This is a genomic window from Kitasatospora sp. RG8, assembly GCF_017813315.1.
In the GTDB taxonomy this organism is placed as follows: Bacteria; Actinomycetota; Actinomycetes; order Streptomycetales; family Streptomycetaceae; genus Kitasatospora.
In genome coordinates this window covers 134,386-160,866 of record NZ_JAGIYX010000001.1, presented here as the reverse complement: position 1 = coordinate 160,866, position 26,481 = coordinate 134,386, and the positions used below count along the sequence as shown (strand labels likewise).

The following is a 26,481-nucleotide window of genomic DNA, read 5'->3' as shown; positions in this document are numbered from 1 at the left end:
TCCGCCGTCCGTCAGGCCGATTCGACGAGGACGGCGGTGCCCTGGCCCACGCCCACGCACATGGTGGCCAGGCCCCGGCGGGCACCGCTGCGGCGCATGCGGTGCAGCAGGGTGGTGAGGATGCGGGCGCCGGAGCCGCCCAACGGGTGGCCCAGCGCGATGGCGCCGCCCGCCGGGTTGACCAGCTCCGGATCGATGCCCAGCTGGTCCATGGAGGCGAGCACCTGGGCGGCGAAGGCCTCGTTCAGCTCGGCCTCCTCCAGCGAGTCGAGCGACCAGCCGGCCCGGCCGAGCGCCTTGCGGGTGGCCGGCACCGGGCCGACGCCCATGACGTCCGGGTGCACCCCGGCCGAGGCGCCGGCGACGTACCGGCCGAGCGGCTGGAGGCCGAGGTCGCCGAGCGCCTCCTCGCTGACCAGCACCAGGCCGGCCGCGCCGTCGTTCATCGGCGAGGCGTTGCCCGCCGTCACCGTGCCCCCCGCCCGGAAGGCGGGCTTCAGCCGGGCCAGCTTCTCCAGGCTGGTGTCCTCGCGGATGCTCTCGTCCTGGCCGACCGTCACCCCGTCCGGCCGCTCGACCGGGACCAGCTCGGCGTCGAAGTGGCCGTCCTTGCGGGCGGCGGCGGCGCGCTGGTGGCTGCGGAGCGCGAAGGCGTCCTGCCGCTCACGGGTGATGCCGTACCGGGTGGCGACCTCCTCCGCGGTCTCGCCCATGGAGAGGGCGCCGTGCAGGTCGGCCATCCGGGGGTTGGTGAGGCGCCAGCCGAGCCGGGTGTCATAGGTCTCGATCTTGTGCGGCAGTGCCTCGTCGGGGCGGGGGAGGACGAAGGGGGCGCGGGTCATCGACTCGCAGCCGCCGGCCAGCACCACGTCGGCCTCGCCCGATCCGATCGCCCGGGCGGCCATGGTGACGGCCTCCAGGCCGGAGGCGCAGAGCCGGTTGACGGTGGCGCCGGGCACGGTGTCGGGCAGGCCGGCCAGCAGGACGGCCATCCGGGCGGCATTGCGGTTGTCCTCACCGGCCTGGTTGGCGGCGCCCCAGTAGACGTCGTCGATCCGGGCCGGGTCGAGGGCGGGTACGTCGGCGAGCAGGGCGCGCAGCACGGTGGCCGAGAGGTCGTCGGGGCGGACCGTGGCGAGCGCTCCGCGCAGCCGGCCGATGGGTGTGCGGCGGGCTGCGGCGAAGTAGACAGGACGCACGTCGTCGGGCTCCTTATCAGCGGGAACAGCGGGAACAGCGGAGAGAACGGGAACAGCGGGAACAGCGGGAACGACAGGGGTAAAGGGGACAGCGGAACGGAAGGGGCAGGGCTCAGAACGCGTTGACGCCGGTGAGCGCGCGTCCGATCAGCAGCTTGTGGATCTGGCTGGTGCCCTCGTAGAGGGTCATCACCCGCGCGTCGCGCAGGTACTTGCCGACCGGGTACTCGTCGATGAACCCGTAGCCGCCGAAGACCTGGAGCGCGTTGTTGGCGGCCCGGACGGCGGCCTCGCTCGCATAGAGCTTGGCGACGGAGGACTCGGCGGCGAACGGCAGGCCGCGGTCGATGTGGTCGGCGACCTTCCAGGTGAGCAGCCGGGAGGCCTCGACGTCCACGGCGATGTCGGCGAGCAGCTCCTGCACCAGCTGGTGCGAGGCGATCGGTTTGCCGAACTGCTCGCGCTCGCCCGCGTACCGGACGGCGGCGTCCAGGCAGGCCCGGGCGATGCCGACGCAGCCGGCGGCGACCGACATCCGGCCCTTGGCGAGTGCGGCCATCGCCACGGTGAACCCCTTGCCGGGCTCGCCGAGCCGCGCGGAGTCCGGCACCCGGACGGCGTCGAAGGCGAGTTCGGCGGTGGCCTGGCCGCGCAGGCCGAGCTTGCCGTGGATCTCGGTGCGGGTGAACCCGGGCAGGTCGGTGGGGACGAGGAAGGCGGTGATGCCCTTGTGCCCCGGACCGCCCGTCCGGGCGAAGACGAGGGCGACGTCGGCCCAGGTCCCGTTGGTGATGAAGGTCTTGGTGCCGCTGATCAGCCAGTCCCCGCCGTCCCGGACCGCGCGGGTGGTGAGGTTGGCGGCGTCGGAGCCGGTGCCGGGCTCGGTGAGCGCGAAGCAGCCGAGCGCCTCGCCGGAAGTGAGCCGGGGCAGCCAGTGCTGCTTCTGCTCCTCGCTGCCGTAACCGTTGACCGACTTGGCGACCAGGCCGAGCGAGACGGAGACGATGCCGCGCACGGCGGAGTCGCCCCGGCCCAGCTCCTCCAGGGCCAGGCAGTAGGCGAGGTGGTCGCCGCCGCTGCCGCCGTACTGCTCGGGGAGGGTGAGGCCGAGCAGGCCCAGCTTGCCGAGCCTGCCGATGATCGCGCGGTCGACGGACTCGGCGCGGTCCCACTCGGCGGCGTACGGGACGATCTCGCGGTCGGTGAAGGCGGCCGCCAGGTCACGGAGGGCTGCCTGCTCCTCGGAGAGCTCCAGGTTCATCGGGACCCCGTTAAACTAGCGCTGCAAGTTTTATGGGGGGACTGTAGCCCCGACCGGGCCGCACTGGGAAGAGGTGCCTGCCAGAATCGGTCCCCACCCACCCGAACGCAGTCACCCGAACGCACTCACCCGCACCAAACGCTCCGAACGCGCCGGACCCGCCCCGCACCCGCCGACCGATCCGAACGCGCCGGACCGACTCGAACCCACCGACCCGCACCCACCCACTCGAACCCGCCGACCCGACCGGAGGAACCGCGACGATGGCCCGCCCGCGCACCCCCCTGCTCAGCCGCGAGCGCATCGTCACGGCCGCGCTCCAGCTCATCGACGCCGAGGGCCTCGCCGCGCTCTCCACCCGCCGCCTCGCCACCGAGCTGTCGGTCAGCGGGCCGTCGCTCTACAACCACTTCGCCACCAAGGACGAGCTGTTGGACGCGGTGGTGGACAGCGTGATGGGCGAGGTCGACCTGTCGATGTTCGGGCGGGACGCACCCTGGCCGGCGGCGCTGCGCGACTGGGCGCGCTCCTACCGGGCCGCCCTCGCCGCGCACCCCAACATCGTCCCCGTGCTCGCCCAGGGCCCCGGGCGCCGGCCGAACGCCCTGCGGCTGGCCGACGCCGTCTTCGGCTGCCTGGTCGAGGCGGGGTGGCCGCGCGGTCAGGCCACCCGGATCGGCGCACTGATGCGGTACTTCGTCGCCGGCTCGGCGCTGGCCTCGTTCGCGGCGGGCTTCCCCGAGGACGCCGGCGTGTACGACGCCGCCGACTACCCGCACCTGGGCGAGGCGCACCGGCTGGCCGAGCACCGGAGTGCGATCGACGAGGGGGCGTTCGAGACCGGACTCGAGGCGCTCCTCGACGGGTTGCTCCTACGGTACGAGCGCACCGTCCCGCGCCCCTGACCCGCGCCCCTGACCCGCGCCCCCGGTCCCGCGCGTCCCTGACCCCGCGCGCCCTCGGCCCCGCGCCGCCGGCCCCGCGTCCCTGACCCCGCGCCGCCCGGGGCGGGCTACCAGGGCTCGCGCGCCACGAAGGCCGGCCGCAGCGACGGGTCGACCGGGTCGTAGTACCGGTGGTAGACGGGGGTCAGCCCACCGGAGACCGGCGGCACGATCCAGCTCCAGTCGGCGGGGGTCGGCCGACCGAGCCGCTTCTCCTGGGCGACGTGCTTGAGGAACCGCCCGGACTCGGTGTGGTGGTCGGCCATGGTCACCCCGGCCTCCTGGAACGAGTGCAGCACCGCCACGTTGAGCTCGACCAGCGCCCGGTCGCGCCAGAGCGTGCGGTCGTTGGAGGTGTCCAGGCCGAGCCGTTCGGCGACGGTGGCCAGCATGTCGTACCGGTCGGCGTCGGCGAGGTTGCGGGCGCCGATCTCGGTGCCCATGTACCAGCCGTTGAACGGTGCGGTGGGGTAGCGGACGCCGCCGATCTCCAGCGTCATGTCGCTGATCGCCGGTACCGCGTACCAGCGCAGGCCGAGGTCGGCGAACCAGGCGTGGTCGGGGTGGACGAGGTCGACCTCGAGCGTGGTGTCGTCCGGCAGCTCGTACCACTCGGGGCGTTCGCCGGGCCGTTCCTGGACCAGCAGCGGCAGCACCTCGAAGGGTTCCTCGCCGCACTTCCAGCCGAGGTCCCGGGCCCGGGCGGCGAGCCGGGCGCCGGCCGGGTCGCCGATCCAGGCGCCGTCCCCGCCGGGGTGCCCGGCGTAGCGGACCAGCTGCTGGTTGAGGATCCGGGCGGCCGGACGGCCGGGCCGGTCGGGGGCGAACACCGAGATCACCGGGCGGATCCGGCCCCCGTTGCCGGCCACCCGCAGGTGCTCGAAGCACTCGGTGGCGATGTCGTCGGCCGAGCCGAGGTGCCGCAGGTCGCGGACGACCAGGCTGCGCCAGTACAGCCGGCCGATGCAGCGGGCCGCGTTGCGCCAGGCCAGCCTCGCCCCGTAGGCCAGTTCGGCGGGCGTGTGCTCGTAGGTGCCGGTGCGGTCGATCTCGTCCAGGACGGCCCGCAGCCGTTCGGCCGGGTCGCCGGCGGCGGGCTGCTCGTGGTGGAACTGCCGGACGAACGCCTCGGCCTCCGCCGGATCGGTGAAGTGGCCGGCACTGGAGCCCGAGCCCGGGCCGGAGCCCGAGCCCGAGCCGGTGCTGCGGGCGGCGCCGGTGGGGCCGTCCGCGGACGGCCCGGGGGCCGGGCGCTCCTCGGGAGCCCCGGCGAGGCGGGTGAGCGGGCCGGTGACGTGGTCGGTCAGCCGGCCGGCGGGGTGTCCGGTGCCCTCGGCGGGCGCCGGCCCGGCGGGTTCGGGCGCGGGGTGCGTGTGGGCGTACGGGCAGCCGGTGGCAGGCGCTGCCACGGTCCTGCGGGCGCTGCGGGTGCGAAGCCGGTTGAAGATCAAGGACACATCCCTCCTGGCCACCAGGAGTACCCGAGGTGTGCGCCCCGCCGCAGGGAGTGAACGATTCGGCCCCCGCACCCGCGCCGGGGGCGCTAGGGTGCGGGGGCCGAACGTCCGACGGTCTGACGGTCGGATCAGCCCATGTCCTCCAGCCGGATGCCCTTCGTCTCCTTCATGAACCGTGCCACGAAGAGGACGGACAGCGCCGCGAACGCCGCGTAGACGAGGTAGGTCGCCGAGAGGTTCCAGCGCGAGAGCGAGGGGAACGAGACGGTGATCGCCCAGTTGGCGATCCACTGCGCGGAGGCGGCGACGGAGAGCGCGGCGGCGCGGATCCGGTTGGGGAACATCTCGCCGAGCATCACCCAGACCACCACGCCCCAGGACATCGCGAAGAAGAGCACGAACGCGTTGGCGGCGATCAGCGCCACGGTGCCCTGGAGGTCGGGGAGGGTCACGTTGTCGCCGCTGCCGGTGGCGGAGGAGAACGCCCAGCCGCAGGCGGCCAGTGCGACGGCCATGCCGGCCGAGCCGATCAGGGCGAGCGGCTTGCGGCCGATCCGGTCGACCAGCAGGATCGCGACCACGGTGCCGAGGATGTTGATGACCGAGCCGATGAAGCTGATCAGCAGCGAGTTGCTCTGGTCGATGCCGACCGACTGCCAGAGGATCGACGAGTAGTAGAAGATCACGTTGATGCCGACCAGCTGCTGGAAGACCGAGAGGCCGATCCCGACCCAGACGATCGGCAGCAGGCCGAAGTGCCCGCCGAGCAGGTCGCGGAAGCGCGGGCGGTGGTCGGAGTCGATCAGGCCCTGGATCTCGGCGATCCGGGCGTCCGTGTCGGCGCCCCTGCCCTCGACCTCGGCGAGCACGGCGCGGGCCTCGTCCAGGCGGCCGGCCGCGATCAGGTAGCGCGGCGACTCGGGGATCATCGAGGAGAGCACGAAGTAGAGGGCGGCGGGCAGCACGCAGATGCCGAGCATCCACTGCCAGGCCTCCAGCCCGAGCAGCCGGCCGCGGGTGTCACCGCCCGCGGCGTCCGCCAGCACCCAGTTGACCAGCTGGGAGATCGCGATGCCGAGCACGATCGCGGCCTGCTGGAAGGAGGCCAGGCGCCCGCGGTACTTGGTCGGCGCCACCTCGGCGATGTAGGTCGGGGCGATCACCGACGCGATGCCGATGGCCGCTCCGCCGAGGACCCGCCAGCAGGCGAGGTCCCAGGCGGAGAACGGCAGCATCGAGCCGACCGCGCTCACCGCGAAGAGCAGCGCGCCCGCCTTCATCACCTTGATCCGGCCGTAGCGGTCGGCGAACCGGCCGGCCAGCGCGGCGCCGACCGCCGAACCGAGCAGTGCCGAGGAGACGATCAGGCCGGTCACGCCGTCGCCGACGCCGAACTTCTCCTGGATGCCGGAGACGGCGCCGTTGATCACGGAGCTGTCGTAGCCGAACAGGAACCCGCCGAGGGCCGCGGCGGCGGTGATGAAGACGACGAAGCCGAGGCGGTCGGAGGATCGGGCCTCCGCCGCCGTCGGCTCCATCGGCTCCGTGGGCTTCTGGGTGACGCTCACGATCTTGACTCCTGGTACTCAACACTGAGCTTGGTAGCCGCGATCGTAACCCGTCAATGTTCAAGTGTTGTACATGGGATGCCCGCCAAGTCCCTTTCTCTATTAGTAAAGTGAACTGTCAAACCTGGGGGGAGGCCAGCGACAGCCCGAATCGCCCCTCGTCGTCCGTCCACCAGTGGGCGAGCCGCAGGCCGGCGGCCGCCAGCTCCCCGGCGACCCGCTCCCGGCGGAACTTCGCCGACACCTCGGTGCGCAGCTCCTCGCCCGCGTCGAAGTGGACGGGCAGGTCGAGCGCCGGGATCTTCACGGTCTGGGTGCGCAGCGAGCGCAGCCGCATCTCGATCCACTCCTGCTCCGGGTCCCAGAGCGCCACGTGCTCGAACGCGTCCGGGTCGAAGTCGGCGGAAAGCTCGCGGTTCAGCACGTTGAGCACGTTCCGGTTGAACTCGGCGGTCACCCCGGCCGCGTCGTCGTAGGCGGCGACCAGCACGCGGGGGTCCTTCACCAGGTCGGTGCCGAGCAGCAGGAAGTCGCCCGGGTCGAGCGCGGCGCGCAGGCCGCGCAGGAAGGCGGCCCGCTCGGCGGGGAGCAGGTTGCCGAGGGTGCCGCCGAGGAAGGCGACCAGGCGCGGGCCGCCGTCCGGGGGCAGGCCGAGCCGGGCGGTGAAGTCAGCCAGCACGCCGTGCACCGCCAGCTCCGGGTACTCCCCGGCGAGCGCCCCGCCGGCGGCGGTCAGCGCGCTCTCGCTGACGTCCACCGGGGCGTAGGTGTGCAGCGTGCCGAGGTCGCGCAGGGCGTCCAGCAGCAGCCGGGTCTTCTCGGAGGAGCCCGAGCCCAGCTCGACCAGGGTGCGCGCGCGGGTGGCGGCGGCGATCTCGCCGGCCCGGGCGGTGAGGATCGCCCGCTCGGCGCGGGTCGGGTAGTACTCGGGCAGCCGGGTGATCTCCTCGAACAGCTCGCTGCCCCGGGCGTCGTAGAACCACTTCGGCGGCAGCCACTTCGGTTCGGAGGTCAGACCGTGCTGCACGTCGTGGCGCAACGCGGTGCTGAAGTGGTCGGCGGGCAGCAGTCGGGTGAGGTCAAAGGTGCTCATGGCAGACGGGTCCTCGGTTCAAAAGGTGAAGGAAGGGCGGTGGGGGAGGTGGAGGGCTCAGAGTGGCCGGACGGTGCCGAGCGGCCGGACGGTGACGCCGTCCGGGCCGGCCAGCAGCAGCGAGCCGTCCGGCACGGCCGTCCAGTCCGGGTGGTCGTCGTACGGCTCGGAGGCCACCACCACGCCGCGCCCGGGCAGCGTCCGGTGGTGCAGGGTGTCGCCCCAGGCGGTCGCGGCGAGCGCGCGGCCGTCCGTGAGCAGCAGGTTGAGCCGCGCGGTGGTGTGCGCGGCCACGTCCGCGACGGTGCCGGCCAGCGCCTCGCCGAGGCCGGCGCCCGCCCGCAACCGGTGCAGCGCGAGGCCCCAGACGAGTGCGGAGTCGGTGCGCGCCACCAGCTCCAGCAGTTCGGCCGGCGGCAGCAGCCCGGCCAGGGCGTCGAGCTTCGCGGGCCAGCCCGCCACCGCGCCGTTGTGGCTGAACAGCCAGCGCTCCGCGGTGAACGGCGCGGCCGCCTCCTCGCCCGCCGCGCAGCCCTGGGTGGCCGAGCGGACGGCCGCCAGCAGCGCCCGGGTGCGGATCACCCGGGCGAGGTCGGCGAAGGTGGCGTCCGCCCAGACCGGCCCGGCCCGCCGGTGGCGGGCCGGCACCTCGTCGCCGTCCGCGTACCAGCCGAGGCCGAAGCCGTCCGCGTTGACCGTGCCGTACTGCTGCGCCCGGGGTGCCCAGGACTGCCGGTAGAGCCCGAACGGGGGTTCCACCAGCAGCTCCTGCGGCGCCACCGGCTCTCCCAGGTAGGCGAGGTGACGGCACATCAGTCGGTCTCCGCGTCGGCGGCGGTGCGGAACCCGGCGAAGATCTGCCGCCGGATCGGGTAGTCCCAGTTGCGGAAGGTGCCCCGGCAGGCGACCGGTGCGACGGCGAAGCACCCGCCGCGCAGCACCTTGTACTCGGGGCCGAAGAAGACCTCCGAGTACTCCTTGTACGGCCAGGCCCGGAATCCCGGGTAGGGGCGGAAGTCACTGGCCGTCCACTCCCACACGTCACCCATCAACTGCCGCACCCCGTGGGGCGATTCGCCGTCGGGGTAGCTGCCGGCCGGGGCCGGGCGGAGGTGGCGCTGGCCGAGGTTGGCGTTCCCGGGCGCGGGCGGGGCGTCCCCCCACGGGTAGCGGCGGGAGCGGTCGGTGGCCGGGTCGTACCGGGCGGCCTTCTCCCACTCGGCCTCGGTCGGCAGTCGCCGCCCCGCCCACCGCGCGTACGCGTCGGCCTCGTACCAGCTGACGTGCAGCACCGGTTCGTCGAGGGGCACGGGCTCCAGCACGCCGAACCGGCGGCGGAGCCACTGACCGTCCTCGTGACGCCAGAACAGCGGGGCGCTGAGCCGGGCGGTCCGCCGGTGCTCCCACCCCTCGGGGGTCCACCAGCGCGGTTCGTCGTACCCGCCGTCGGCGATGAACCGCAGGTAGGCGCCGTTGGTGACGGGCGTGGTGTCCAGCCGGAAGGCGGGCAGCTCGACCCGGTGCGCCGGGCGCTCGTTGTCCAGTGCCCACGGCTCGGTGTCGGTGCCCATGGTGAACGGGCCCGCCGGGACGAGAACGTCGGCCGGCAGGGCGGCCGCGTCCGCCGGGGCGGGCGGCGGCGGGGGAGCGGCCAGTGCGGGCTCGCCCACCCGGAGCTGATGGGTGATCAGCATCGTCTCGTCGTGCTGCTGTTCGTGCTGGGCGATCATGCCGAAGGCGAAGCCGGCGTCCAGCAGGGGTGCGCCCTCCAGCGGGCTCTCGCCCAGCAGGTCGAGCACCCGGCCGCGCACCTCGTGCGCGTACGCGCGGGCCTCGTTCGGCGGCAGCAGCGGCAGGCTGGGGCGTTCGGCGCGCGGGTGTTCGAACGCGTCGTAGAGCGGGTCGATCTCCGGGTGCATCGGGTCCCGGTGGCCGACGTTGCGCAGCAGCCAGAGCTCCTCCTGGTTGCCGATGTGCGCGAGGTCCCACACCAGGGGGGACATCAACGGCGAGTGCTGGGCGGTCAGGTCGCGGTCCTCGACGCAGTCGGTGAGCGCGGCGGTGCGGGCGCGGGCGGCCAGCAGCTCGGCGGCGATCGTCTCGCGCAGCGCCTCCAGCGAGGCCGGCGCCTCCAGCGAGGCCGGCGTCTCCAGCGGCGGGCGGGCGTCGGGGCCGGCGGCGGGGGCGCCGGTCGGGCGGGCGTCGTCGATCATGGTGCGGCCTCCTCCGGGGGAGTGCGTCGGGCGCCGGAGCGCAGCGCGTCCAGCTGGTCGTCGGCCGGGCAGCGGCCGCGCGCGGGATAGCGCTCGGCGTACTGGGCGACGGCGGTGCGCAGCCGCTCGGCACCGGGCAGGCGGCCCAGTGCGGCGTCGGCGGCGGCGAAGCAGGCGAGGGTGGCGCGGCGCAGCCCGGGGTCGGCGACGGCCAGGGTGGCGGCCCGGCGCCAGGCGTCGCTGCGCGGCGGCCGCGGGCCGTCGGCGCGCTCCAGCGGCTCCAGTGCGGCGAGCGCGGCCTCGGCGGCCACCGGGTCGTCCAGCAGGGCGGTGACCAGGGCGGCGGGGACGATCCAGCCGTCGCCGGGTTGGGCGTCGATCATCCGCAGCTCCAGGTGGCCGCGCGGGCGGACCGGCGGGAACAGCGTGGTGCGGTGGTAGTCCAGGTCGGCCAGGGTGGGCGGGCGCTCGCCGGCGCCGCGCAGCCAGTCGGCGAAGGTCAGCCCGGCCGGCGCGGTCCAGGGCAGCCCGTCGGGGCGGCGGATGCAGAGCACCTCGGCGTCCAGCACGTACCGGGCCCAGGCCTCGCGCGGGTCGCCGTGGTCGGGGCCCGGGGCGAGCGTGCGGGTGGGGTCCATCCGGGACCAGACGGTCTGGCGGGTGGACCGGTGACCGGTCGGTTTGCCGTCCAGCAGCGGGGAGTTGGCGAAGGCGGCGACCAGCACCGGGCCGAGTCGGTGGGCGAGGCGCCAGCGCCGGTCCAGCGCGTGCGGGCCGTCCGTGGCGCCCGCGTCCAGGCAGACCTGGACGGAGGCGGTGCCGGTCATCATGATCCGGCCCCAGGGCCCGGCCGAGTTGAAGAACCGTTCCATCGCCAGGTAACGGGGGTGATCCAGCACCATCTCCCGCGGACGGGCCAGGGGATCGGTCCCGGTGCCGGTGAGGCGCAGGCCCTGGGCGGCGAAGGCGGCCCGCAGGGCGGCGAGGTCGCGTCGGGTGTCGTCGACGCAGGTGGTGAGGCTGTCGGCGGGCGGGGAGCTGAGCTCGACCTGTCCGCCGGGTTCGAGGGTGAGGCGGGCTCCCGAGGGGAGCGACGTCCCGTCGGGGCCGCCGAGCGGCAGCGCGTCCAGTGCGGCGTGAAGCCGCTCCGGTAGGACGGGGTCGGCGGGACATCGGTCGTCGTGGACGAACCACTCGACCTCGACGCCGACCAGCCGGGGAGGCCCGATCTTGAAGCAGACCCCGGCCATGTGGCTGCGCGCGGCCGACTCGGTCAGCGGCGTCACCCCGTCCGGGGGCGGCTCGGCGGTCGGTCGGGCGGTCGGGCTGGTCGGGCGAACGGGTATCACCGGACTCACCATCCTCGGGATCACGATTGCGGCCCGGTCTACCCTGCCCAGTCTGCTACGGACCATGCGAAGGCGCTCCGCAAACATCTCGTGAAGAGATGTCGTCGCAGGTCAGAGGCGGTGCAATCGGGTGATTCGGGCCTTTTCGAGGCCCCGCGCAGGGCCTTTTCCCGGTCCGCCCGGAGGCCTCCTCGAAGCCTCCTCGAAGCCTCCTCGGAGCCTCCTTGAGGACTCCGCGGAGCCTGCTCGAAGCCTGCTCGAAGCGTTCGGGCGGCCTCGGAGCAGCCCTCCCGGAGAAGCCCCCGAAGCCTCAGCGGAGCCGTGCCAGCCGCTCCAGGACGGCCTCCAGGACCGGGCCCGGCAACGCGTAGTCGAGCCGCAGCGCGCCGCGCCCGCCGGGCCCGAAGTCCGCCCCGTCGGAGGCCTCCAGACCGCACCGCTCCAGCAGCGCCGCCCGCGCCCCGGTCGGCGGCAGGCCGAGCGCGGCGGCGTCCACCCAGAGCAGGTACGAGGCCTCGGGCGCGGACAGGACGGCGTCGCCGAGCAGGCCGGTCAGCCGGTCCCGCGCGCTCGCCAGGTGCGCCAGCAGCGCGTCCAGCCACGGGCCGCCGAACCGCAGCGCCGCCTGCTGCACCTCCTGCTCCAGCAGCCCGCCCTCCCAGAAGCCGAACCCGGCCGTCACCGCGGTGAGCCGCTCGCGCAGCGCGCCGTCCGGGACGAGCGCGAAGCAGCTCGGCAGGCCGGAGGTGTTGAAGGTCTTGCCGACCGAGTTGAGCGTGACGGTCCGCTCCCGGTACGGGCCCGCCACGGCCACGGCCACCGGATGCCGGTGGCCCGGGTGGGTGAGGTCGCCGTGCACCTCGTCCGAGACCAGCACCGCGTCGGCCTCCGCCACCGCCCCGGCGAGCGCGCGGACCTCGGCCCCGGTCCAGACCCGCCCCGACGGGTTGTGCGGACTGCTCAGCAGCACCGCCCCGCCCCCGCGCGGCGCCAGTCCGGCCACCGGCAGCCGGTACCCGGTGCCGTCCCGCTCCAGCGGCACCTCCTCGTAGGGCAGCCCGGCGGCCCGGCAGAGCTGGGCGAAGCCGCCCCACTCGGGCGTCGGGAACAGCACCGGCCCGGCCGGGCGCACCGCCTCCAGCAGCAGCCGTACGGCGGTCCGCGGGCCGAAGGGCAGCAGCATCACCCAGGCCGGGTCCACCGTCACGCCGTGCCGCTCCCGGTACCACCGCGCCACCAGCGACCGCCCGGACGGATCGCAGACGGTGTACCCGAACGCCCGGTGCCGGGCCCGCTGCGCCAGCGCGCGAGCGACGGCGGGCGGCCCGGGCAGGTCCATGTCGGCGAGGCCCATGGGGATCACTGCGCCGGCCGCGCCGGGCGGACCGGCCGCCCGGGCCCACTTGCTGCTGCCGGTTCCGGCGCGGTCGAAGGGCCGGCCGAAGCCGAAGTCCTCGGGTGGGGCGGTCACGGCAGGGCCTCCCGGTACGGCGGCGGGCGAAGACGTCCGCAGCCACGGTAGGGCGTTCCGTGCGGATCCCGCCGGATCCCGCCGGATCCCGCCGGATCGGGCCGCGCCGCTCCGGACGCGCATCGCAGGGCGACGGACGGACGGACCGGCCGCATCGGACGATCACTCGAACCGGGCCGCCCGGAGCCGGTGGCCGACTGGATGATGATCAGCCGTCCGGCCGCCCGGTGGACGGGGGCGCGCAAGCGCGGGCGCACGCCGTACGCTGCGCCCTTGGTACGGCGTTCGGGCAGGACGGGGAGGACCAATGGCGACGACGACGCGCGACACGGTGGCCGACAGCGGACAGGACGAGGAGGTCACCCTCTTCGTGGCCCGCCGGGTGGAGCCCGGGTACGAGGACGCCTTCGAGGTCTGGGCGAAGGACATCCTGGCCGCGGCCGCGGCGCACGAGGGCAACCTCGGCACGGGGCTGCTGCGGCCGGCCGGGCCGGACGACCCCTGGCACCTGCTGCTGCACTTCCGCGACGGCGAGGCGTTCCGCTCCTGGCAGGCGTCCCCGGCGCGGGCGGCGTGCTTCGCCGTGGCGGACGGGCACCACCACGAGGTGCACCGGCACGAGATCCTCGGCATGGAGGGCTGGTTCGCCACCACCAAGGCGGCCGCGTCGAAGGGACGCCCGCCGGTGCGCTGGAAGATGACGGTCGCCTCGACGCTCGCGATCGCCCCGATCGTCGTCACCTCGACCCTGTTGATCGCCCCGCACCTCTCGGGCCTGCCGACCGCGGTCCGGCCGCTCGTCACCGCGCCGCTGATCAGCGCGCTGATGACGTACGCGGCGCTGCCGGTGGTGACCCGGCTGCTGCGGCCGTGGCTCTTCCGCCGCTGACGGCCGGGGCCGATCCGGGCGTGACTCCGCCCGGATCGGCCAGGGCGCCCCGGGTCGTACGCCTCCGGTCCCGGCCCGGCCGCGAGGCGCACTTCCTCGACGTGCAGCGCCGGGTGTGGGCACCGGGCATGGCGGCGGCCGGCGGCATGCTCGGCGGCCTCGTCACCCGGCTCGACGCGCACCGCTACCTGGTCACCACCCTGTGGTCCGGGGCCGCCGCTCACGCGCACTCCGCCGCCGGACACCTGCCGGCCCTGCGGGAGCGTGCCGCGCCCGGGGCCGACCTCCACTCGGTGACCGGCCACCTGCTGCCCCTGGAGACGGCCTGGCGCGTCCTGCCGCAGCGGTGACCCCGGGCCGGTCCTGCGCCGCAGAGGCGTCCGGCCCGCCCTGCCGGTCCCCGCCCTGCCGGTCCCCGGCGAGCCGGCCGCCGGGGCCGGTCCGTCGTCCCTCGTCCGTCAGCCGTTCGCCGTCAGGTACTCCGCCAGCCCCCGCCGGCCGCGCCACATCATCGCGGCGTGGTTGGCGCGGAAGACCGGGTGCAGGGGGAGGGCGAGACGGCGCAGCAGGGGCTTGGCCGGCCTGGTGTCCTCCTCGAACAGCACGTGGCTGCCGGCGCCGTCCGGGGCGACGGTCCAGCGGGACCAGCCGGTGAGGTCGCCGTGCATGGCGGCCTCCAGCACCCCGGCCGCGGGGTCGCACCGCACCGTCTCCAGGCCGATGACCAGCCGGTAGGGCAGCAGCGCGCGCGCCACCACCTCGCCGCGGCCGGGGCCGGTCTCCCGGGCGGTGCGGATCTCGGGCCACCAGAGCGGATAGCTCCGGACGTCCTCCAGTGCCGCGTACACGGCGGCGGGCGGCGCGGGCAGTCGCCAGACGCCGCGGAACCGGTAGTGGTTCGGGTCCATCCGCCGAACGGTACCCGCCCGCGACGGGGGAGCGCGCCCTCCGCGCGCCGCCCCGGCCCGCCGCGTTGCGCTACTCCGGTTCGGCCAGCGTGAACGCCGTGTTGACCAGTGCGACGTGGCTGAACGCCTGCGGGGTGTTGCCGAGTTGGCGGCGGGCGCGCGGGTCCCACTGCTCGGAGAGCAGGCCGAGGTCGTTGGCGAGCCCGACCACCCGGGCGAAGAGTTCGTGCGCCTCGGCCCGCCGCCCGGTGGCGGCCAGTGCGTCGGCGAGCCAGAAGGAGCAGGCCAGGAAGGCGCCCTCGCCGCCGGGCAGGCCGTCGGTGCGCTGGTGGGCCTGGTAGCGGCGGACGAGGCCGCCGTGGTCGAGGCCCTCCCGGACGGCGTCCACGGTCCGGACCACCCGCGGGTCGTCCGGCGGCAGGAACCCGCTCTTGACCACGAACAGCGTGGCCGCGTCCAGCCCCTGCCCGCCGTAGTGCTGCACGAAGACGCCGCGCCGCCGGTCGTAGCCGTGCTCGCAGACGTCGGCGTGGACGGCGTCGCGCATGGCCCGCCAGCGGTCGACGGGCGCGGGCAGGCCGGTGGCCTCGGCGAGGCGGACGGCGCGGTCGGCGGCGACCCAGGACATCACCTTGGAGTGGACGAAGTGCCGCCGCCCGCCGCGGACCTCCCAGAGGCCTTCGTCGGGTTCGCGCCAGTGCCCTTCCAGGTACTCCATCAGGGTCCGCAGCAGGATCCAGACGTGCCGCTCCATCGGCAGTCCGGCCAGCAGGGCGAGGTGCAGGGTGTCCACCACCTCGCCGTAGACGTCGAGTTGGAGCTGGTCGACGGCGGCGTTGCCGAACCGGACCGGCCGGGAGCCCTCGTACCCGGGCAGCCACTCGGCGACGGTCTCGCCGAGAACGCGTTCGCCGGCGACGCCGTAAACGGTCTGGAGGTCGCCGGGGTCGCCGGCGATGGCGCGCAGCAGCCAGCGGCGCCAGGCGGCCGCCTCCTCGCGGAAGCCGCCGCGGAGCAGGGCGGAGAGGGTCATCGAGGAGTCGCGCAGCCAGCAGAACCGGTAGTCCCAGTTGCGCATCCCGCCGATCCGTTCGGGCAGTGAGGCGGTCGGTGCGGCGACGATGCCGCCGGTGGGGGCGTAGGCGAGCGCCTTCAGGGTGATCAGCGAGCGCAGCACGGCGTCCCGCCACTCGCCGCGGTAGCGGCAGCCGGCCGCCCAGCGCTGCCAGTCGCGCAGGGTGGCGAGCAGGGCCTCCTCGGGGTCGGTCCGCGGGGTGGTGGGCAGGTGGGAGGGCTGCCAGGTGAGCACGAAGGCGACGCGGCGGCCGGCGGTGACGCTGAAGTCGGAGGCGGTGATGCCGTCCACGCCGTAGGTGTGCACCCCGGGCGGGACGCGCAGCCAGGCGGAGTCCGGTCCGGCGACGGCGACCCGGTGGCGGCCGGTGCGGCGGACCCAGGGCTCGATCCGGCCGTAGTTGAACCGCAGCCGCAGTTCGCTGCGGACCGCGACGGTGCCCTCGACCCCCTCGACGATCCGGATCAGTTGCGGGGTGCGGGCGCCCTGCCCGCGCTGGGGCATGAAGTCGGTGATCCGCACGGTGCCGCCGGGCGCGTGCCACTCGCTCTCCAGGACGAGGCTGTCGTCGACGTAGCGGCGGGAGGAACACCGCGCGGCGCTGACGGGGGCGAGCCGCCAGGCGCCGTGCTGCCGGTCGCCGAGCAGGCCGGCGAAGCAGCTGGGGGAGTCGAACCGGGGCAGGCAGAGCCAGTCGACCGACCCGTCCCGGCCCACCAGGGCGGCGGTCTGCAGGTCGCCGATCAGGGCGTAGTCCTCGATGCGTCCGGCCATCACCCCATTCTCGGCCGTCGCCGCCCGTCCGGCAGGCCGGGGCCCCGCACCCCGGCGGGCCCGGGCCCCGTCGAGCGGAACCGGAGACTCCGGCAGGATGGGAGAACTCCGCTTGCACGCGTTCGGCGTGCAAGGGAGGATCTTTTGTGCTTGTAGTCTCATCAGTCGCAGCCGTCCCTTAGGACAGCTGGCTTCCCGGAACCGGAGCGAAGGAGTCCCTAGGATGCGGCGACCGAACTGGGTACCGGAGGGCACGGACCTGGACAAACCGAACGCCGCGCGGGTCTACGACTACTACCTCGGTGGTTCGCACAACTTCGAGGTGGACCGGGAGATGGCCCGCAAAGCGATCGCCCTGTGGCCGGAGCTGCCCCAGATCATGCGCTCCAACCGGGCCTTCCTGCGCCGCGCCGTGCAGTTCGTGACCGAACGGGGCATCACCCGCTTCCTGGACATCGGCTCCGGCATCCCCACCTTCGGCGCCGTGCACGAGATCGCCCGGGCGATCCGCCCCGAGGCCGAGGTCGTCTACATCGACCGCGACCCGGTGGCCGTCGCGCACAGCCGGCTGCTGCTGCAGGACGACCCGAAGAGCGACGTCGTCCAGGCCGACCTGCGGGACATCGACGACCTGCTGGCCCGCCCGGAGGTGCAGAAGCTGCTCGCGGCCGGCGAGCCGGTGGCCGTGCTGCTGGTCGCCGTCCTGCACTTCGTCAGCGACTCCGAGGACCCGTGGAAGCTGGTCGAGGTGCTGCGCGACGCCCTCCCGCCGGGCAGCGCGCTCGTCCTCTCGCACGCCTCCCTGGAGGGCCGCCCGGACCAGGCCGAGGACCACCAGAAGCTCTACCGGATGACGCCCACCCCGCTGACCATGCGCACGCACGAACAGATCACCGCGATGTTCGCCGGCTTCGAGCTGGTCGAGCCCGGCGTCGTCTACCTGCCGCAGTGGCGGCCCGACCAGCCGGAGGCCGTCGGCCAGCACCCCGAGCGGATGACCGGGGTGGCGGGCGTGGGGTTCCGCCCGTGAGCGATTCGCCGGTGTCGGGCAGCGCCGAACGGTTCCACGAGGACTGGGCGCGGCTGCTCTCCGGTGACCACGGCACGGCGGTCCACCCCGGCCTCCTCGGCCGGCTGGTCTCCCGGACCGCCGTGCTGCTCCACCGTGCCCAGCAGGACGAGCCGTTCGAGCCGCACCTGGCCTCCCAGGCCGGTGCGGAGCTCGTCGACGCCCATTTCACGGACCCGGTGGTCCTGGCCCGCGCGTTGGAGCTGCTCCAGGAGCAGCCGGTCACCGACGACCGCGGGCCCGCGCTCTGCGGCGCCTTCGCGGCCGGCTGGGCGGCCGCGCTGCGCGAGCGCACCCTGCGCGAGCAGGAGGCCATCCGCACCGCCGCCGACCTGGCCCGCAAGGAGGCCGAGCGGGCGCTGCGCGCGTCCGAGGCCCGGTTCCGCGCGCTGTTCGAGAGCGCGGCGATCGGCATCGGCATCGGCGACACCGACGGCAACATCCTGGCCGTCAACAAGGCGCTCCAGGAGCTGTTCGGGGCCGCGCCCGAGGACATGCAGGGCCGCCGCGTCGGCGACCTCGTGCACCCCGAGGACGCCCCGGGCGTCTGGGAGGCCTACGAGGAGCTGATCAGCGGCAAACGGGACTACTTCCAGTTCGACAAGCCGTACTACCGGCAGGACGGCGAAGTGGTCTGGACCCACCTGACGGTCTCGCTGATCCGTGACGACGACGGCGTGCCGCAGTACCAGGTGGCGATGCTGGAGGACATCACCGACCGGTACCGGCTTCAGGAGCGGCTGCGCCACCAGGCCACCCACGACCCGCTGACCGGCCTGCCCAACCGGGCGGCGTTCTTCGAGCGGCTGGAGAAGCTGTTCGAGGAGCCGGACCCGGGCGCCCGGTTCGGTCTCTGCTACGTCGACCTCGACGGCTTCAAGGTGGTCAACGACAGCCTCGGCCACGACACCGGCGACCAGCTGCTCTCCGCCGTCGCCGCCCGGCTCAAGGCGGCCCTGACCCCGCTCGGCCACCTGGTCGCCCGGCTCGGCGGCGACGAGTTCGTCGTCCTGCTGGAGAACTGCCGGGGCGAGCAGGAGGCCGTCGCCGCCGCCAAGACCGTGCTGAAGTCGCTGGCCGGGCCGGTCCTGATCGGCGATCACAAGCTCGCCGTCGGCGCCAGCGTGGGCGTGCTGGAGCGGCGGGTCTCGACGACGACCCCGGGCGCCGCCGTCCGCGCCGCGGACCTGACGCTGTACCGGGCCAAGGAGGCCGGCCGCGGCCGCTGGACGCTCTTCGACCCCAAGGAGAACGCCCGCGCGGTCAGCCGGTACGCCGTGTCCGTCCGGATGCCGGCCGCACTCGACCGCGGCGAGTTCTTCATCGACTACCAGCCGTTGTACGCGCTGGCCGACGGCCGGCTGGCCGCGGTGGAGGCGCTGGTGCGCTGGCGCCACCCGCAGCTCGGCGTGCTCGGGCCGGACGAGTTCGTCACCACCGCCGAGGAGACCGGCCTGATCATGCCGCTCGGCCGCTGGGTGCTGGAGCAGGCCTGCGGCCAGGCGGCCGACTGGATCAAGCGGTTCGGCGACGACGCGCCGCAGCTGAACGTCAACCTGGCGGTCCGTCAGGCGCGCAGCGCAGCCCTCGTCACCGACCTCGGCCGGATCCTCGAATCCACCGGCCTGGACCCGGCCCGGCTCCAGCTGGAGATCACCGAGTCCACCGTGGTCGGCCCCGAGGACGAGGCGCTGCGCACCCTGCACGGGCTGGTCGACCAGGGCGTCTCGCTCGCCGTGGACGACTTCGGCACCGGCTGGTCCAACCTGGCCTACCTGCGCGACCTTCCGGTCTCGGGCCTGAAGATCGCGGGCTCGTTCGTCGGCGACCTGCACGACCCCGCCAAGGACGAGGAGACCGGCTGGCGGATCGTCAGCGGCCTGGTGTCGATGGCGCACGCGCTCGGCCTGACCGTCACCGCCGAGGGCGTGGAGACCCGGCGGGACGCCGAACGGCTGCGCACCATCGGCTGCGACTGGGCGCAGGGCTGGCACTTCGGGCGGCCGGTGCGGCCGGCCGAGATCGCCCGCCGGATCGCCGAGGAGCCGGAGGGCCGCCCGGTCGGCGGCTGACGACTGACGGCTGGCGGCTGACCGCCGACGGCGGCCGCGGCCCTGGTCGGCGGGCCGGGCCCGGCCGTTGTGCGGGGTCGGGACGGGGCCTCCGGCCCATCTCGGGCAATTCATGCCGAATCCGACATAAGAACTCAATCCCCGCAAACCTCTTGACGTGACGCCGGTCACCTGGGCACGATGAGGCCCTGGCACACCCCGCACCCCCGGTGCGGGAAGCACATTCGGCCAGTTCGACAGACCGGCGCTTCGGCGCCCGTGAGAGCCGGCGGCGGATTCCCACCCGGGCCGCCCGACCCGCTCTCCGCGTTTCGGCAGTCCCCGTCCGGGGACTTCCCTCCGGGGCCCCGCCCGCCCCGCGCATCCGTCGCGTACCGGGCCCGCCCCGTCACATCAGGGGCCGCGCCGTGCCCGGCGCCCGCCCGCCGCCTCCCCCTGAGAGGCCGTCCTCGATGAGCACCACCATGCCCCCCAACGTCGTCCCGTACCCGAACCAGGACGGCCGGCCGCAACGCCGCGCCGAGGACCGGGTCACCGCCCGGCGGCCGATGCGCCGGGCCGGGGACGGTGTCGCCAGCAAGCACGGCGTCACGCTGGTCGTGCCCGCCCAGAACGAGGCCCGCAACATCCCCTGGGTGTTCGAGCAGATCCCGCGCTGCGTCGACGAGGTCATCCTGGTCGACGGCTCGTCCGACGACGCCACCGTCCCGATGGCCCGGCACTGCCTGCCGACCGTCCGCAGCGTCCAGCAGCGCGGCCCGGGCAAGGGCAACGCCCTGCGCACCGGCTTCGCCGCCGCCTCCGGCGAGTACATCGTCATGATGGACGCCGACGGCTCGATGTGGCCCGGCGAGATCCCGCACTTCCTGCACTTCCTCGACCACGGTTTCGACTTCGTCAAGGGATCGCGGTGCATCGCCGGCGGCGGCTCGCTGGACCTCACCAAGATCCGCTCGCTCGGCAACCGTGCCCTGCTCGCCGTCGTCAACTACCTGTACGACGCGAGCCTCACCGACCTGTGCTACGGCTACTGCGCCTTCCGCCGCTCCTTCCTGGACGCCCTCGACCTGCGCTCCACCGGCTTCGAGATCGAGGCCGAGATGATCGCGCACGCGCTGCGCTCCGGACTCCGGATCGCCGAAGTGCCGAGCCTGGAACTCCCCCGCCGCAGCGGTCGCTCACACCTCCACGCCGTCTCCGACGGTCGCCGGGTGCTGAGGACCCTGATCTCCGAGCGTCCCGGCGCCCGGTCCTCGGCGGCCGTCGCCGCGGAGGAGCGATGATGAATGGCCCCGACCGGCGCACCGCAGCTGCCTGCCCGCGCCCCGCCGCCCGCGACTCGCTCTACACCCCCGTCCGTGTTGTCGACCTGGACCTGGACGAACCGGGCGAGCTGCGCTCCCCCGGAGGTCTCGGTGCCGCCGACCCGGACGGCCGCGTGTTGGCGTTGGTGCGGCTGCACGGACACCCGCTCGGCTTGGTCACGGCCACCGGAACAGCAGGCGAGAGCGCCGCGCTGCGCCGGGCGCTGGTCGATGCCGCTCACCGGGAACTGCGTGTTCCCGCCCTGTCCACCGCGACACCCGCGGCGCGTCCCGGTCGGGTCGGCCGCGCCCGGGTGCCTGCGGGCAGGCCGACGGTCTCGGTGATCGTCTGCACCCGGGACCGGGACGAGATGCTGCCGCGTTGCCTGGACTCGCTGGTGCGGATCGGCCCTCCCCTCGTCGAGGTGATCCTGGTGGACAACGCCCCCAGGAACGACGCCACGGAGAGGCTGGTCCGGACGCGCTACGGTGACCGGATCCGGTACGTGAAGGAGCCCCTGCCCGGCCTCTCCCGGGCCCGCAACCGCGGCCTCGCCGCCGCACGCGGCGAGTTCTGCGCCTTCACGGACGACGACGCCATCGCCGACTCCCGCTGGGTGAACGCCCTGGTGGAAGCGTTCCAGTCGGACGACCGGATCGCCTGTGTGACCGGCCTGGTGCTGCCCGCGGAGCTCGACACCAAGGCGCAGTTCGTCGTGGAGCAGTACTGCGGTCCCGGCCGGGGTTTCGAGGCCCGGAGCTGGTCGCTCAAGGGCTCCGTGGACGACCCGCTGGTCCAGTTCTCCGTCGGCCGGTTCGGGATGGGGGCCAACATGGCCTTCCGCACCGCGGTGCTCCGGGCCCTCGGCGGCTTCGACCCGGCCACCGGCACCGGGACGCCCTCGCGGGGCGGGGAGGACCTGCTCTCCTTCCAGCAGGTCCTGGCCGCGGGGTACACCGTGGCCTACCAGCCCGACGCGCTCGTCTGGCACCGGCACCGGCGGACCATGGAGGCGCTGGCCCACCAGATCAGCGGGTTCGGGGTCGGGTTCGGCGCGTACCTGGCGGCGGCGGTCTCCCACCGGCCGAGCCTGCTCGCCGAGCTCCTCCGGCGACTGCCCTACGGCGTCTGGCGGTGGCACGTCAGCCACCGTCCCGGCGCCCGCACCGGGCCGGCCGACGTCGACACCCTGCGCGGACTCCGAAGGCTGGAGCGCCGAGGGCTGCTGTACGGCCCGTTCTGCTACCTGTTCACCGTCTGGCAACAACGCCATCCCCGGGCTGGAGGTCGGCTGTCATGATCACCCCGATCGCCCTGCCGCCGGCGCCCGTCGAGGTCGCCGAGCTGGACCTCGAACGCCCGGACGAACTGCACCGGCCCGGCCGGGGCGAGGTGTTCACCCCGAACGGCCGGGTGCTGGCCCTGATCCGCCGCGGGGGACAACCCCTCGGCCTGGTCACCGCCGAGGCCGCGTCCGACGACCCGGCGGCCTTCCGCCGCGCCCTGGCCGCCGCGGCCGCCCGCGGGCCGGACCCGCGTGCAGGGACCGCGCTGCGGCCGGAAGCGCCGCCCTACGCCCCGCTCGTGAGCATCGTCGTGTGCACGCACGACCGCGTCGACCTGCTGCCGCGCTCCCTGGACGCCCTCCTGGCCGGCACCTACCGGCACGTCGAGGTGATCGTGGTCGACAACGCCCCCTCCGACCGGGCCACCGAGCTGCTCGTCGCGCTCCGCTACCCCGGCCGGGTCCGGTACCTGCGCGAGCCGGTGCCCGGCCTGGCCCGTGCCCGCAACCGCGGCCTCGCCGTCGCGCGCGGGGAGATCTGCGCCTTCGCCGACGACGACCTCCTGATCGACGAGGGCTGGGTGACCGCCCTGGTCGACGGGTTCCGTTCGGACCCGCAGGTGGGCTGCGTGACCGGCCTGGTGCTGCCCGCCGAGCTGGACACCCGGGCGCAGATCGCCCTGGAACGGTACTGCGGCTACGCCAAGGGCTTCACCGTCCGCAGCTGGTCGCTCGGCGAACCGTCCGACGACCCGCTCTTCCCGTTCGCCACCGGCCGGCTCGGCACCGGGGCCAACATGGCCTTCCGTACCGGTCTGCTCCGCTCGCTCGGCGGCTTCGACCCCGCGACCAGCACCGGCACCCCGGCGCGCGGGGGAGAGGACCTGCTCTCCTTCCTCCAGGTCCTGACCTCCGGCCACAAGGTCGTGTACCGGCCGGACGCGCTGGTGTGGCACCCGCACCGCCGTTCCATGGAGGCGCTGACCACCCAGGTCTTCGGCTTCGGCGTCGGCTTCGGCGCCTACCTGGCCGCAGCCACCCGCCGGCAGCCGCGCCTGCTGGCCGCCCTGCTCGCCCGGGTGCCGCACGGGGTCCGGCAGACCCTGCGCCGGGGCGACCCGGCCGCCGGCCGCCGCGACCCGCTGATGGCCCACCTCGGGCGGCTCGAACTCCTCGGCCTGCTCTACGGGCCGGTCTGCTACCTGCGCAGCGTCCGGTTGCAACGCCGGGCCGACACCTGGGCGAGGCCGTGATGTCCATCCTCGACCACACGCGCTCCAAGCGGCGGGCGGACACCGCACGGCCGTGCTCCTGCCCGGTGGCGCTGCCCTGCGAGTGCTCGTACCCGGCCCTGCTGCGGGCCCGGATCAGAGCGGCCGCCCAGAGCCTGCGCGCCGACTCCCTGATGCACAACGGCCACGTACTGGCGGCGAGTTCGATCGTCGCGGCCGGACTCGGCGCGTTCTTCTGGATCCTCGCCACCCACTACTACAGCGTCGAGGCCGTGGGGCGCAGCTACGCCGCCCTGTCGGCCGCGATGTTCCTGGCCACGCTCGGCAGCCTCAACCTCGGGGACGCCCTGGTGCGCTTCGTCCCCGCCGCCGGCCGGCACACCAGGCACCTGGTGCTGCGGTGCTACGCGATCAGCACCGCTTGCAGCGCCGCGGTCGCGGTCGGCTTCCTGCTGCTGGTCCCGGTGGTCGCCCCCAACCTCGGTTTCCTGCACTCGCCGGTGCTCGCGGTCGCGTTCGTCGTGGCCACCGCCGGCTACGCGGTCTTCGTGCTCCAGGACGGCGCGCTCACCGGCACCCGCAGGACCGGCTGGGTCCTCGGCGAGAACGCCGTCTTCGCGGTCGCCAAGTCCCTGCTGCTCGCCGCCTGCGCGGCCCTGGCCGTCGGCACCGGCATCCTGGTCGCCTGGGCGGTGGCCATGGTCGTCGCGATCGGGCTGGCCAACGTGGTGCTGTTCCGCCGTGCCGTGCCGGACCACGAGGCGGCCGGCGACGCCGACGCCGAACCGCCCCAGCGGGTCCTGCGCTGGGCCGGCGCCGACTACCTCGGCAACCTCTTCAGCTTCGCGAGCTACAGCGCCGTCCCCCTGATCGTGCTCGCCCAGCTCGGCCCGGAGGGCAGCGCCTACTACTCGCTCGCCTTCGTCATCGCCTCCACCCTCTTCGTCGCGACGTTCAGCATGGGCCACTCGCTGGTGGTCGAGGGCGCGCGCGACCCCAAGCGGCTCGCCGAGTACGCCCGGCGCATGCTGCGCCACACCGGTCTGCTGCTGGTCGGCGCCGTGCTGGTGATCGAGATCGGCGCGCGCCAGATCCTGGCCGTGTTCGGCCCCGAGTACGCCGAGCACAGCACGGCGGTGCTGCGTCTGCTCGCCCTGTGCGCGCTGCCGATCGCGGTGACCAACGTGGTCATCCAGGTGGCCCGGGTCCGCCGCTCGCTGCCCTGGATGGTCGGGGTGCGGATGGCCTCCGCCACGATGATCATCACCCTGGTCGCCCTGCTGCTGCCGAGCCACGGACTGATCGGCGTCGGCCTCGCCTGGGTGATCTCCGAATACACGATGGCGGTGGCACTGCTGTTCGTCCTCCGGCGCTGGCTGCGTGCCATGGAAGGAGCCCAGGACCATGACCACTGACCAGTCCTCCGGGCGGGCCGACGACCGGACCCCCGAGCGCGCCGCAGACGGCCGTGCACCGAGCCTGACCGTCGTGATCTGCGCCTACACCGTCGAGCGCTGGGACGACCTGTGCGCCGCCGTCGCCTCCGTACGCGGCCAGCACCACCCGCCCGCCGAGGTGCTGCTCGTCGTCGACCACTGCCCCGAGCTGCTGCACCTCGCCCGGGAACACCTGTCGGCCGACGCGCGGATCCTCCCCAGCCGGCAGCAGCGCGGCCTCTCGGGCGCCCGCAACACCGCCCTGGCCGCGGCCCACGGCGAGCTGATCGCCTTCCTGGACGACGACGCGACCGCCGACCCCGCCTGGACCGGGCGGCTCCTGGCCGGCTACCGGACACCCGCGGTGCTCGGCGTCGGCGGCCACGTCAGGCCCTGGTGGCAGAGCGGCCGCCCGGACTGGTTCCCGCCCGAGTTCGACTGGGTGGTCGGCTGCTCCTACCGGGGACTGCCGAGCCGGCCGGCCGGGGTGCGGAACCTCATCGGCGCCAACATGTCCTTCCGCCGTGCCGAGGCACTGGCCGCCGGCGGCTTCCGGACCGACCTCGGCCGCGTCGGCCGGCGTCCGCTCGGCTGCGAGGAGACGGAGCTCTGCATCCGCCTCGCCGCCCGCCACCCCGGCGCCGTCCTGCGCTACGAACCGGCCGCGGCGGTCCTCCACCGGGTGCCGCCGGCCCGCACCACCTTCTCCTACTTCGCCGCACGCTGCTTCGCCGAGGGCCGTTCCAAGGCCGCGGTGGTGCGGCACGACGGCGCCGCCGCCGGCCTCGCCAGCGAACGCGCCTACCTGCGGCACACCGTGCCCGCCGCGCTGCTGGACAGCCTCCGGCGGCGCCGGCCCGCCACGGCGGCGGCGCTCTGCGCCGGCGTCACCCTGACCGCCGCCGGCTACCTCACCGGGTTGGCCGGCGGCTGGGCCGCACGGACCGCGCCCCGCCGGACCGGCGCGGTCCGTCCGGCCACCCGTGACCGGACCGCCGGCGCCGAGCCCACCAAGGCCCGGCCCACTGGGGGCCGCCCGACCAGGGACGGGCCATGAGCGCGATACCCGTCTTCCTGTACCACTCGGTCTCGGACGACCCGCCGTCCTGGCTCGCGCCGTACACCGTCACGCCCCGCGTGTTCCGCGAGCAGCTGGACCTGATCAAGGACAGCGGCCTGTCGCTGGTGCCGCTGCGCCGGCTGGTCGCCGCCCTGCGCGGCGGTCCGCCGCTGCCGCCCGGCGCCGCGGTCCTGACCTTCGACGACGGTTACGCCGACTTCTACTGGACGGTCGCCCCGATCCTCTCGGACGAGGGCCTGCCCGCCACGCTCTACATCACCACCGGAGCCGTCCACCCGCCCGGCGGGCAGGGCACCGGCAGTCTGCTGCCGCCGGCACCGATGCTGAACTGGCGCCAGATCGGCAACCTCGACGCGCTGGGCGTCGAGATCGGCGCCCACTCCCGGACCCACGTCCCCATGGACACCGTCTACGGCCGCCGGCTGACCGACGAGATCGCCAGCTGCAAGACGGCCCTGGAGGACATCCTCGGCCACGAGGTCGCCTCCTTCGCCTACCCGCACGGGTACTCCGGCGCGGAGGTCCGCCGCAAGGTCGCACAGGCCGGCTACACCTCCGCGGCCGCCGTCGGGAACGCCTTCAGCTCCCCGGCCGACGACCCGCTGCGGATCTCCCGCCTGATGGTCCGCGCCGACACGCCGCCCCAGGTGTTCGACGACTGGACGAAGCGCCAGGGCGCCCCGACCGCGCCCTTCCAAGAGAGCGCCGCCACCCGGGTGTGGCGGGCCTACCGCCGCCTGCGCGCGGCCCTCGGCAGCCCGGTCGGCGGGTCGCCGAGGACTCGCGGTCAGGAGTGATCA

General features: G+C 74.5%; 22 protein-coding genes. 11 read left to right on the top strand and 11 right to left on the bottom strand.

Annotated features, from left to right (window positions below):
* Nucleotides 1-11 precede the first annotated feature (11 nt).
* Nucleotides 12-1,199 carry a thiolase family protein gene (locus tag J5Y04_RS00705; protein ID WP_209408778.1) on the bottom strand — a complete coding sequence of 396 codons (1,188 nt, stop codon included), beginning with the start codon at nt 1,197-1,199 and terminating at the stop codon, nt 12-14.
* Nucleotides 1,200-1,311: 112 nt separating this feature from the next.
* Nucleotides 1,312-2,460: an acyl-CoA dehydrogenase family protein gene (locus J5Y04_RS00700; protein WP_209408775.1), complete on the bottom strand. Its 1,149-nt coding sequence runs from the start codon at nt 2,458-2,460 to the stop codon at nt 1,312-1,314.
* Nucleotides 2,461-2,723: 263 nt separating this feature from the next.
* Here J5Y04_RS00700 and J5Y04_RS00695 point away from each other — a divergent pair, with 263 nt between their 5' ends.
* Entirely contained in the window at nt 2,724-3,365 is a 642-nt protein-coding gene (locus J5Y04_RS00695) for a TetR/AcrR family transcriptional regulator (protein WP_148641687.1), read from the top strand.
* 107 nt (nt 3,366-3,472) lie between these two features.
* Here J5Y04_RS00695 and J5Y04_RS00690 read toward each other — a convergent pair whose 3' ends face one another.
* From J5Y04_RS00690 to J5Y04_RS00660, 7 genes are all read right to left on the bottom strand, one after another.
* The gene (locus J5Y04_RS00690) at nt 3,473-4,711 is read right to left on the bottom strand and encodes a nitric oxide synthase oxygenase (protein ID WP_209409938.1); all 1,239 of its coding nucleotides are present in this window, start codon (nt 4,709-4,711) and stop codon (nt 3,473-3,475) included.
* Nucleotides 4,712-4,989: 278 nt separating this feature from the next.
* The gene (locus J5Y04_RS00685; RefSeq protein ID WP_209409936.1) at nt 4,990-6,399 is read right to left on the bottom strand and encodes a sugar porter family MFS transporter; all 1,410 of its coding nucleotides are present in this window, start codon (nt 6,397-6,399) and stop codon (nt 4,990-4,992) included.
* A gap of 148 nt (nt 6,400-6,547) precedes the next feature.
* Entirely contained in the window at nt 6,548-7,522 is a 975-nt protein-coding gene (gene egtD, locus J5Y04_RS00680) for an L-histidine N(alpha)-methyltransferase (protein WP_209408772.1), read from the bottom strand.
* Between the two features lie 57 nt (nt 7,523-7,579).
* A complete protein-coding gene (gene egtC, locus J5Y04_RS00675) occupies nt 7,580-8,335 on the bottom strand; it encodes an ergothioneine biosynthesis protein EgtC (protein WP_209408758.1) in 756 nt (251 codons plus the stop codon).
* Complete coding sequence (gene egtB, locus J5Y04_RS00670) at nt 8,335-9,735, bottom strand: ergothioneine biosynthesis protein EgtB (protein WP_209408755.1); 1,401 nt, start codon at nt 9,733-9,735, stop codon at nt 8,335-8,337. Before egtB ends, egtC begins: the two co-directional genes overlap by 1 nt.
* Nucleotides 9,732-11,084, bottom strand: a complete 1,353-nt coding sequence (gene egtA / locus J5Y04_RS00665; RefSeq protein WP_374105930.1) for an ergothioneine biosynthesis glutamate--cysteine ligase EgtA — start codon at nt 11,082-11,084, stop codon at nt 9,732-9,734. Before egtA ends, egtB begins: the two co-directional genes overlap by 4 nt.
* A gap of 310 nt (nt 11,085-11,394) precedes the next feature.
* Nucleotides 11,395-12,555 (bottom strand): MalY/PatB family protein, encoded by a 1,161-nt coding sequence (locus tag J5Y04_RS00660; protein WP_209408751.1) that lies wholly within the window; start codon nt 12,553-12,555, stop codon nt 11,395-11,397.
* A 307-nt stretch (nt 12,556-12,862) separates the two neighbouring features.
* On the opposite strand from J5Y04_RS00660, the gene J5Y04_RS00655 reads away from it, so the two are divergent.
* Nucleotides 12,863-13,444, top strand: a complete 582-nt coding sequence (locus J5Y04_RS00655; protein ID WP_209408749.1) for an antibiotic biosynthesis monooxygenase — start codon at nt 12,863-12,865, stop codon at nt 13,442-13,444.
* Nucleotides 13,445-13,464: 20 nt separating this feature from the next.
* A complete protein-coding gene (locus tag J5Y04_RS00650; RefSeq protein ID WP_209408747.1) occupies nt 13,465-13,794 on the top strand; it encodes a hypothetical protein in 330 nt (109 codons plus the stop codon).
* 108 nt (nt 13,795-13,902) lie between these two features.
* On the opposite strand, the gene J5Y04_RS00645 is transcribed toward J5Y04_RS00650, so the two are convergent.
* Together J5Y04_RS00645 and J5Y04_RS00640 are read right to left on the bottom strand one after the other, a co-directional pair.
* The gene (locus J5Y04_RS00645) at nt 13,903-14,352 is read right to left on the bottom strand and encodes an SRPBCC family protein (protein ID WP_209408745.1); all 450 of its coding nucleotides are present in this window, start codon (nt 14,350-14,352) and stop codon (nt 13,903-13,905) included.
* A 70-nt stretch (nt 14,353-14,422) separates the two neighbouring features.
* The gene (locus tag J5Y04_RS00640) at nt 14,423-16,201 is read right to left on the bottom strand and encodes a glycoside hydrolase family 15 protein (protein WP_209408742.1); all 1,779 of its coding nucleotides are present in this window, start codon (nt 16,199-16,201) and stop codon (nt 14,423-14,425) included.
* 223 nt (nt 16,202-16,424) lie between these two features.
* Between J5Y04_RS00640 and J5Y04_RS00635 the strand changes: the two genes are divergently transcribed.
* From J5Y04_RS00635 to J5Y04_RS00600, 8 genes are all read left to right on the top strand, one after another.
* Complete coding sequence (locus J5Y04_RS00635) at nt 16,425-17,231, top strand: SAM-dependent methyltransferase (RefSeq protein ID WP_209408739.1); 807 nt, start codon at nt 16,425-16,427, stop codon at nt 17,229-17,231.
* Nucleotides 17,228-19,342 carry a bifunctional diguanylate cyclase/phosphodiesterase gene (locus J5Y04_RS00630; RefSeq protein ID WP_209408736.1) on the top strand — a complete coding sequence of 705 codons (2,115 nt, stop codon included), beginning with the start codon at nt 17,228-17,230 and terminating at the stop codon, nt 19,340-19,342. The genes J5Y04_RS00635 and J5Y04_RS00630 overlap by 4 nt, the downstream gene beginning before the upstream one ends.
* A gap of 452 nt (nt 19,343-19,794) precedes the next feature.
* Nucleotides 19,795-20,625, top strand: coding sequence for a glycosyltransferase family 2 protein (locus tag J5Y04_RS00625; protein WP_245203942.1), 831 nt, complete (start codon nt 19,795-19,797; stop codon nt 20,623-20,625).
* Entirely contained in the window at nt 20,622-21,947 is a 1,326-nt protein-coding gene (locus tag J5Y04_RS00620; RefSeq protein ID WP_209408733.1) for a glycosyltransferase family 2 protein, read from the top strand. Before J5Y04_RS00625 ends, J5Y04_RS00620 begins: the two co-directional genes overlap by 4 nt.
* Entirely contained in the window at nt 21,944-23,185 is a 1,242-nt protein-coding gene (locus J5Y04_RS00615) for a glycosyltransferase family 2 protein (RefSeq protein ID WP_209408728.1), read from the top strand. The genes J5Y04_RS00620 and J5Y04_RS00615 overlap by 4 nt, the downstream gene beginning before the upstream one ends.
* A complete protein-coding gene (locus J5Y04_RS00610) occupies nt 23,185-24,579 on the top strand; it encodes a lipopolysaccharide biosynthesis protein (RefSeq protein ID WP_209408725.1) in 1,395 nt (464 codons plus the stop codon). Before J5Y04_RS00615 ends, J5Y04_RS00610 begins: the two co-directional genes overlap by 1 nt.
* A complete protein-coding gene (locus J5Y04_RS00605) occupies nt 24,569-25,657 on the top strand; it encodes a glycosyltransferase family 2 protein (RefSeq protein ID WP_209408722.1) in 1,089 nt (362 codons plus the stop codon). Before J5Y04_RS00610 ends, J5Y04_RS00605 begins: the two co-directional genes overlap by 11 nt.
* Complete coding sequence (locus J5Y04_RS00600) at nt 25,654-26,478, top strand: polysaccharide deacetylase family protein (RefSeq protein WP_209408719.1); 825 nt, start codon at nt 25,654-25,656, stop codon at nt 26,476-26,478. Before J5Y04_RS00605 ends, J5Y04_RS00600 begins: the two co-directional genes overlap by 4 nt.
* The last annotated feature ends 3 nt before the right edge of the window (nt 26,479-26,481 follow it).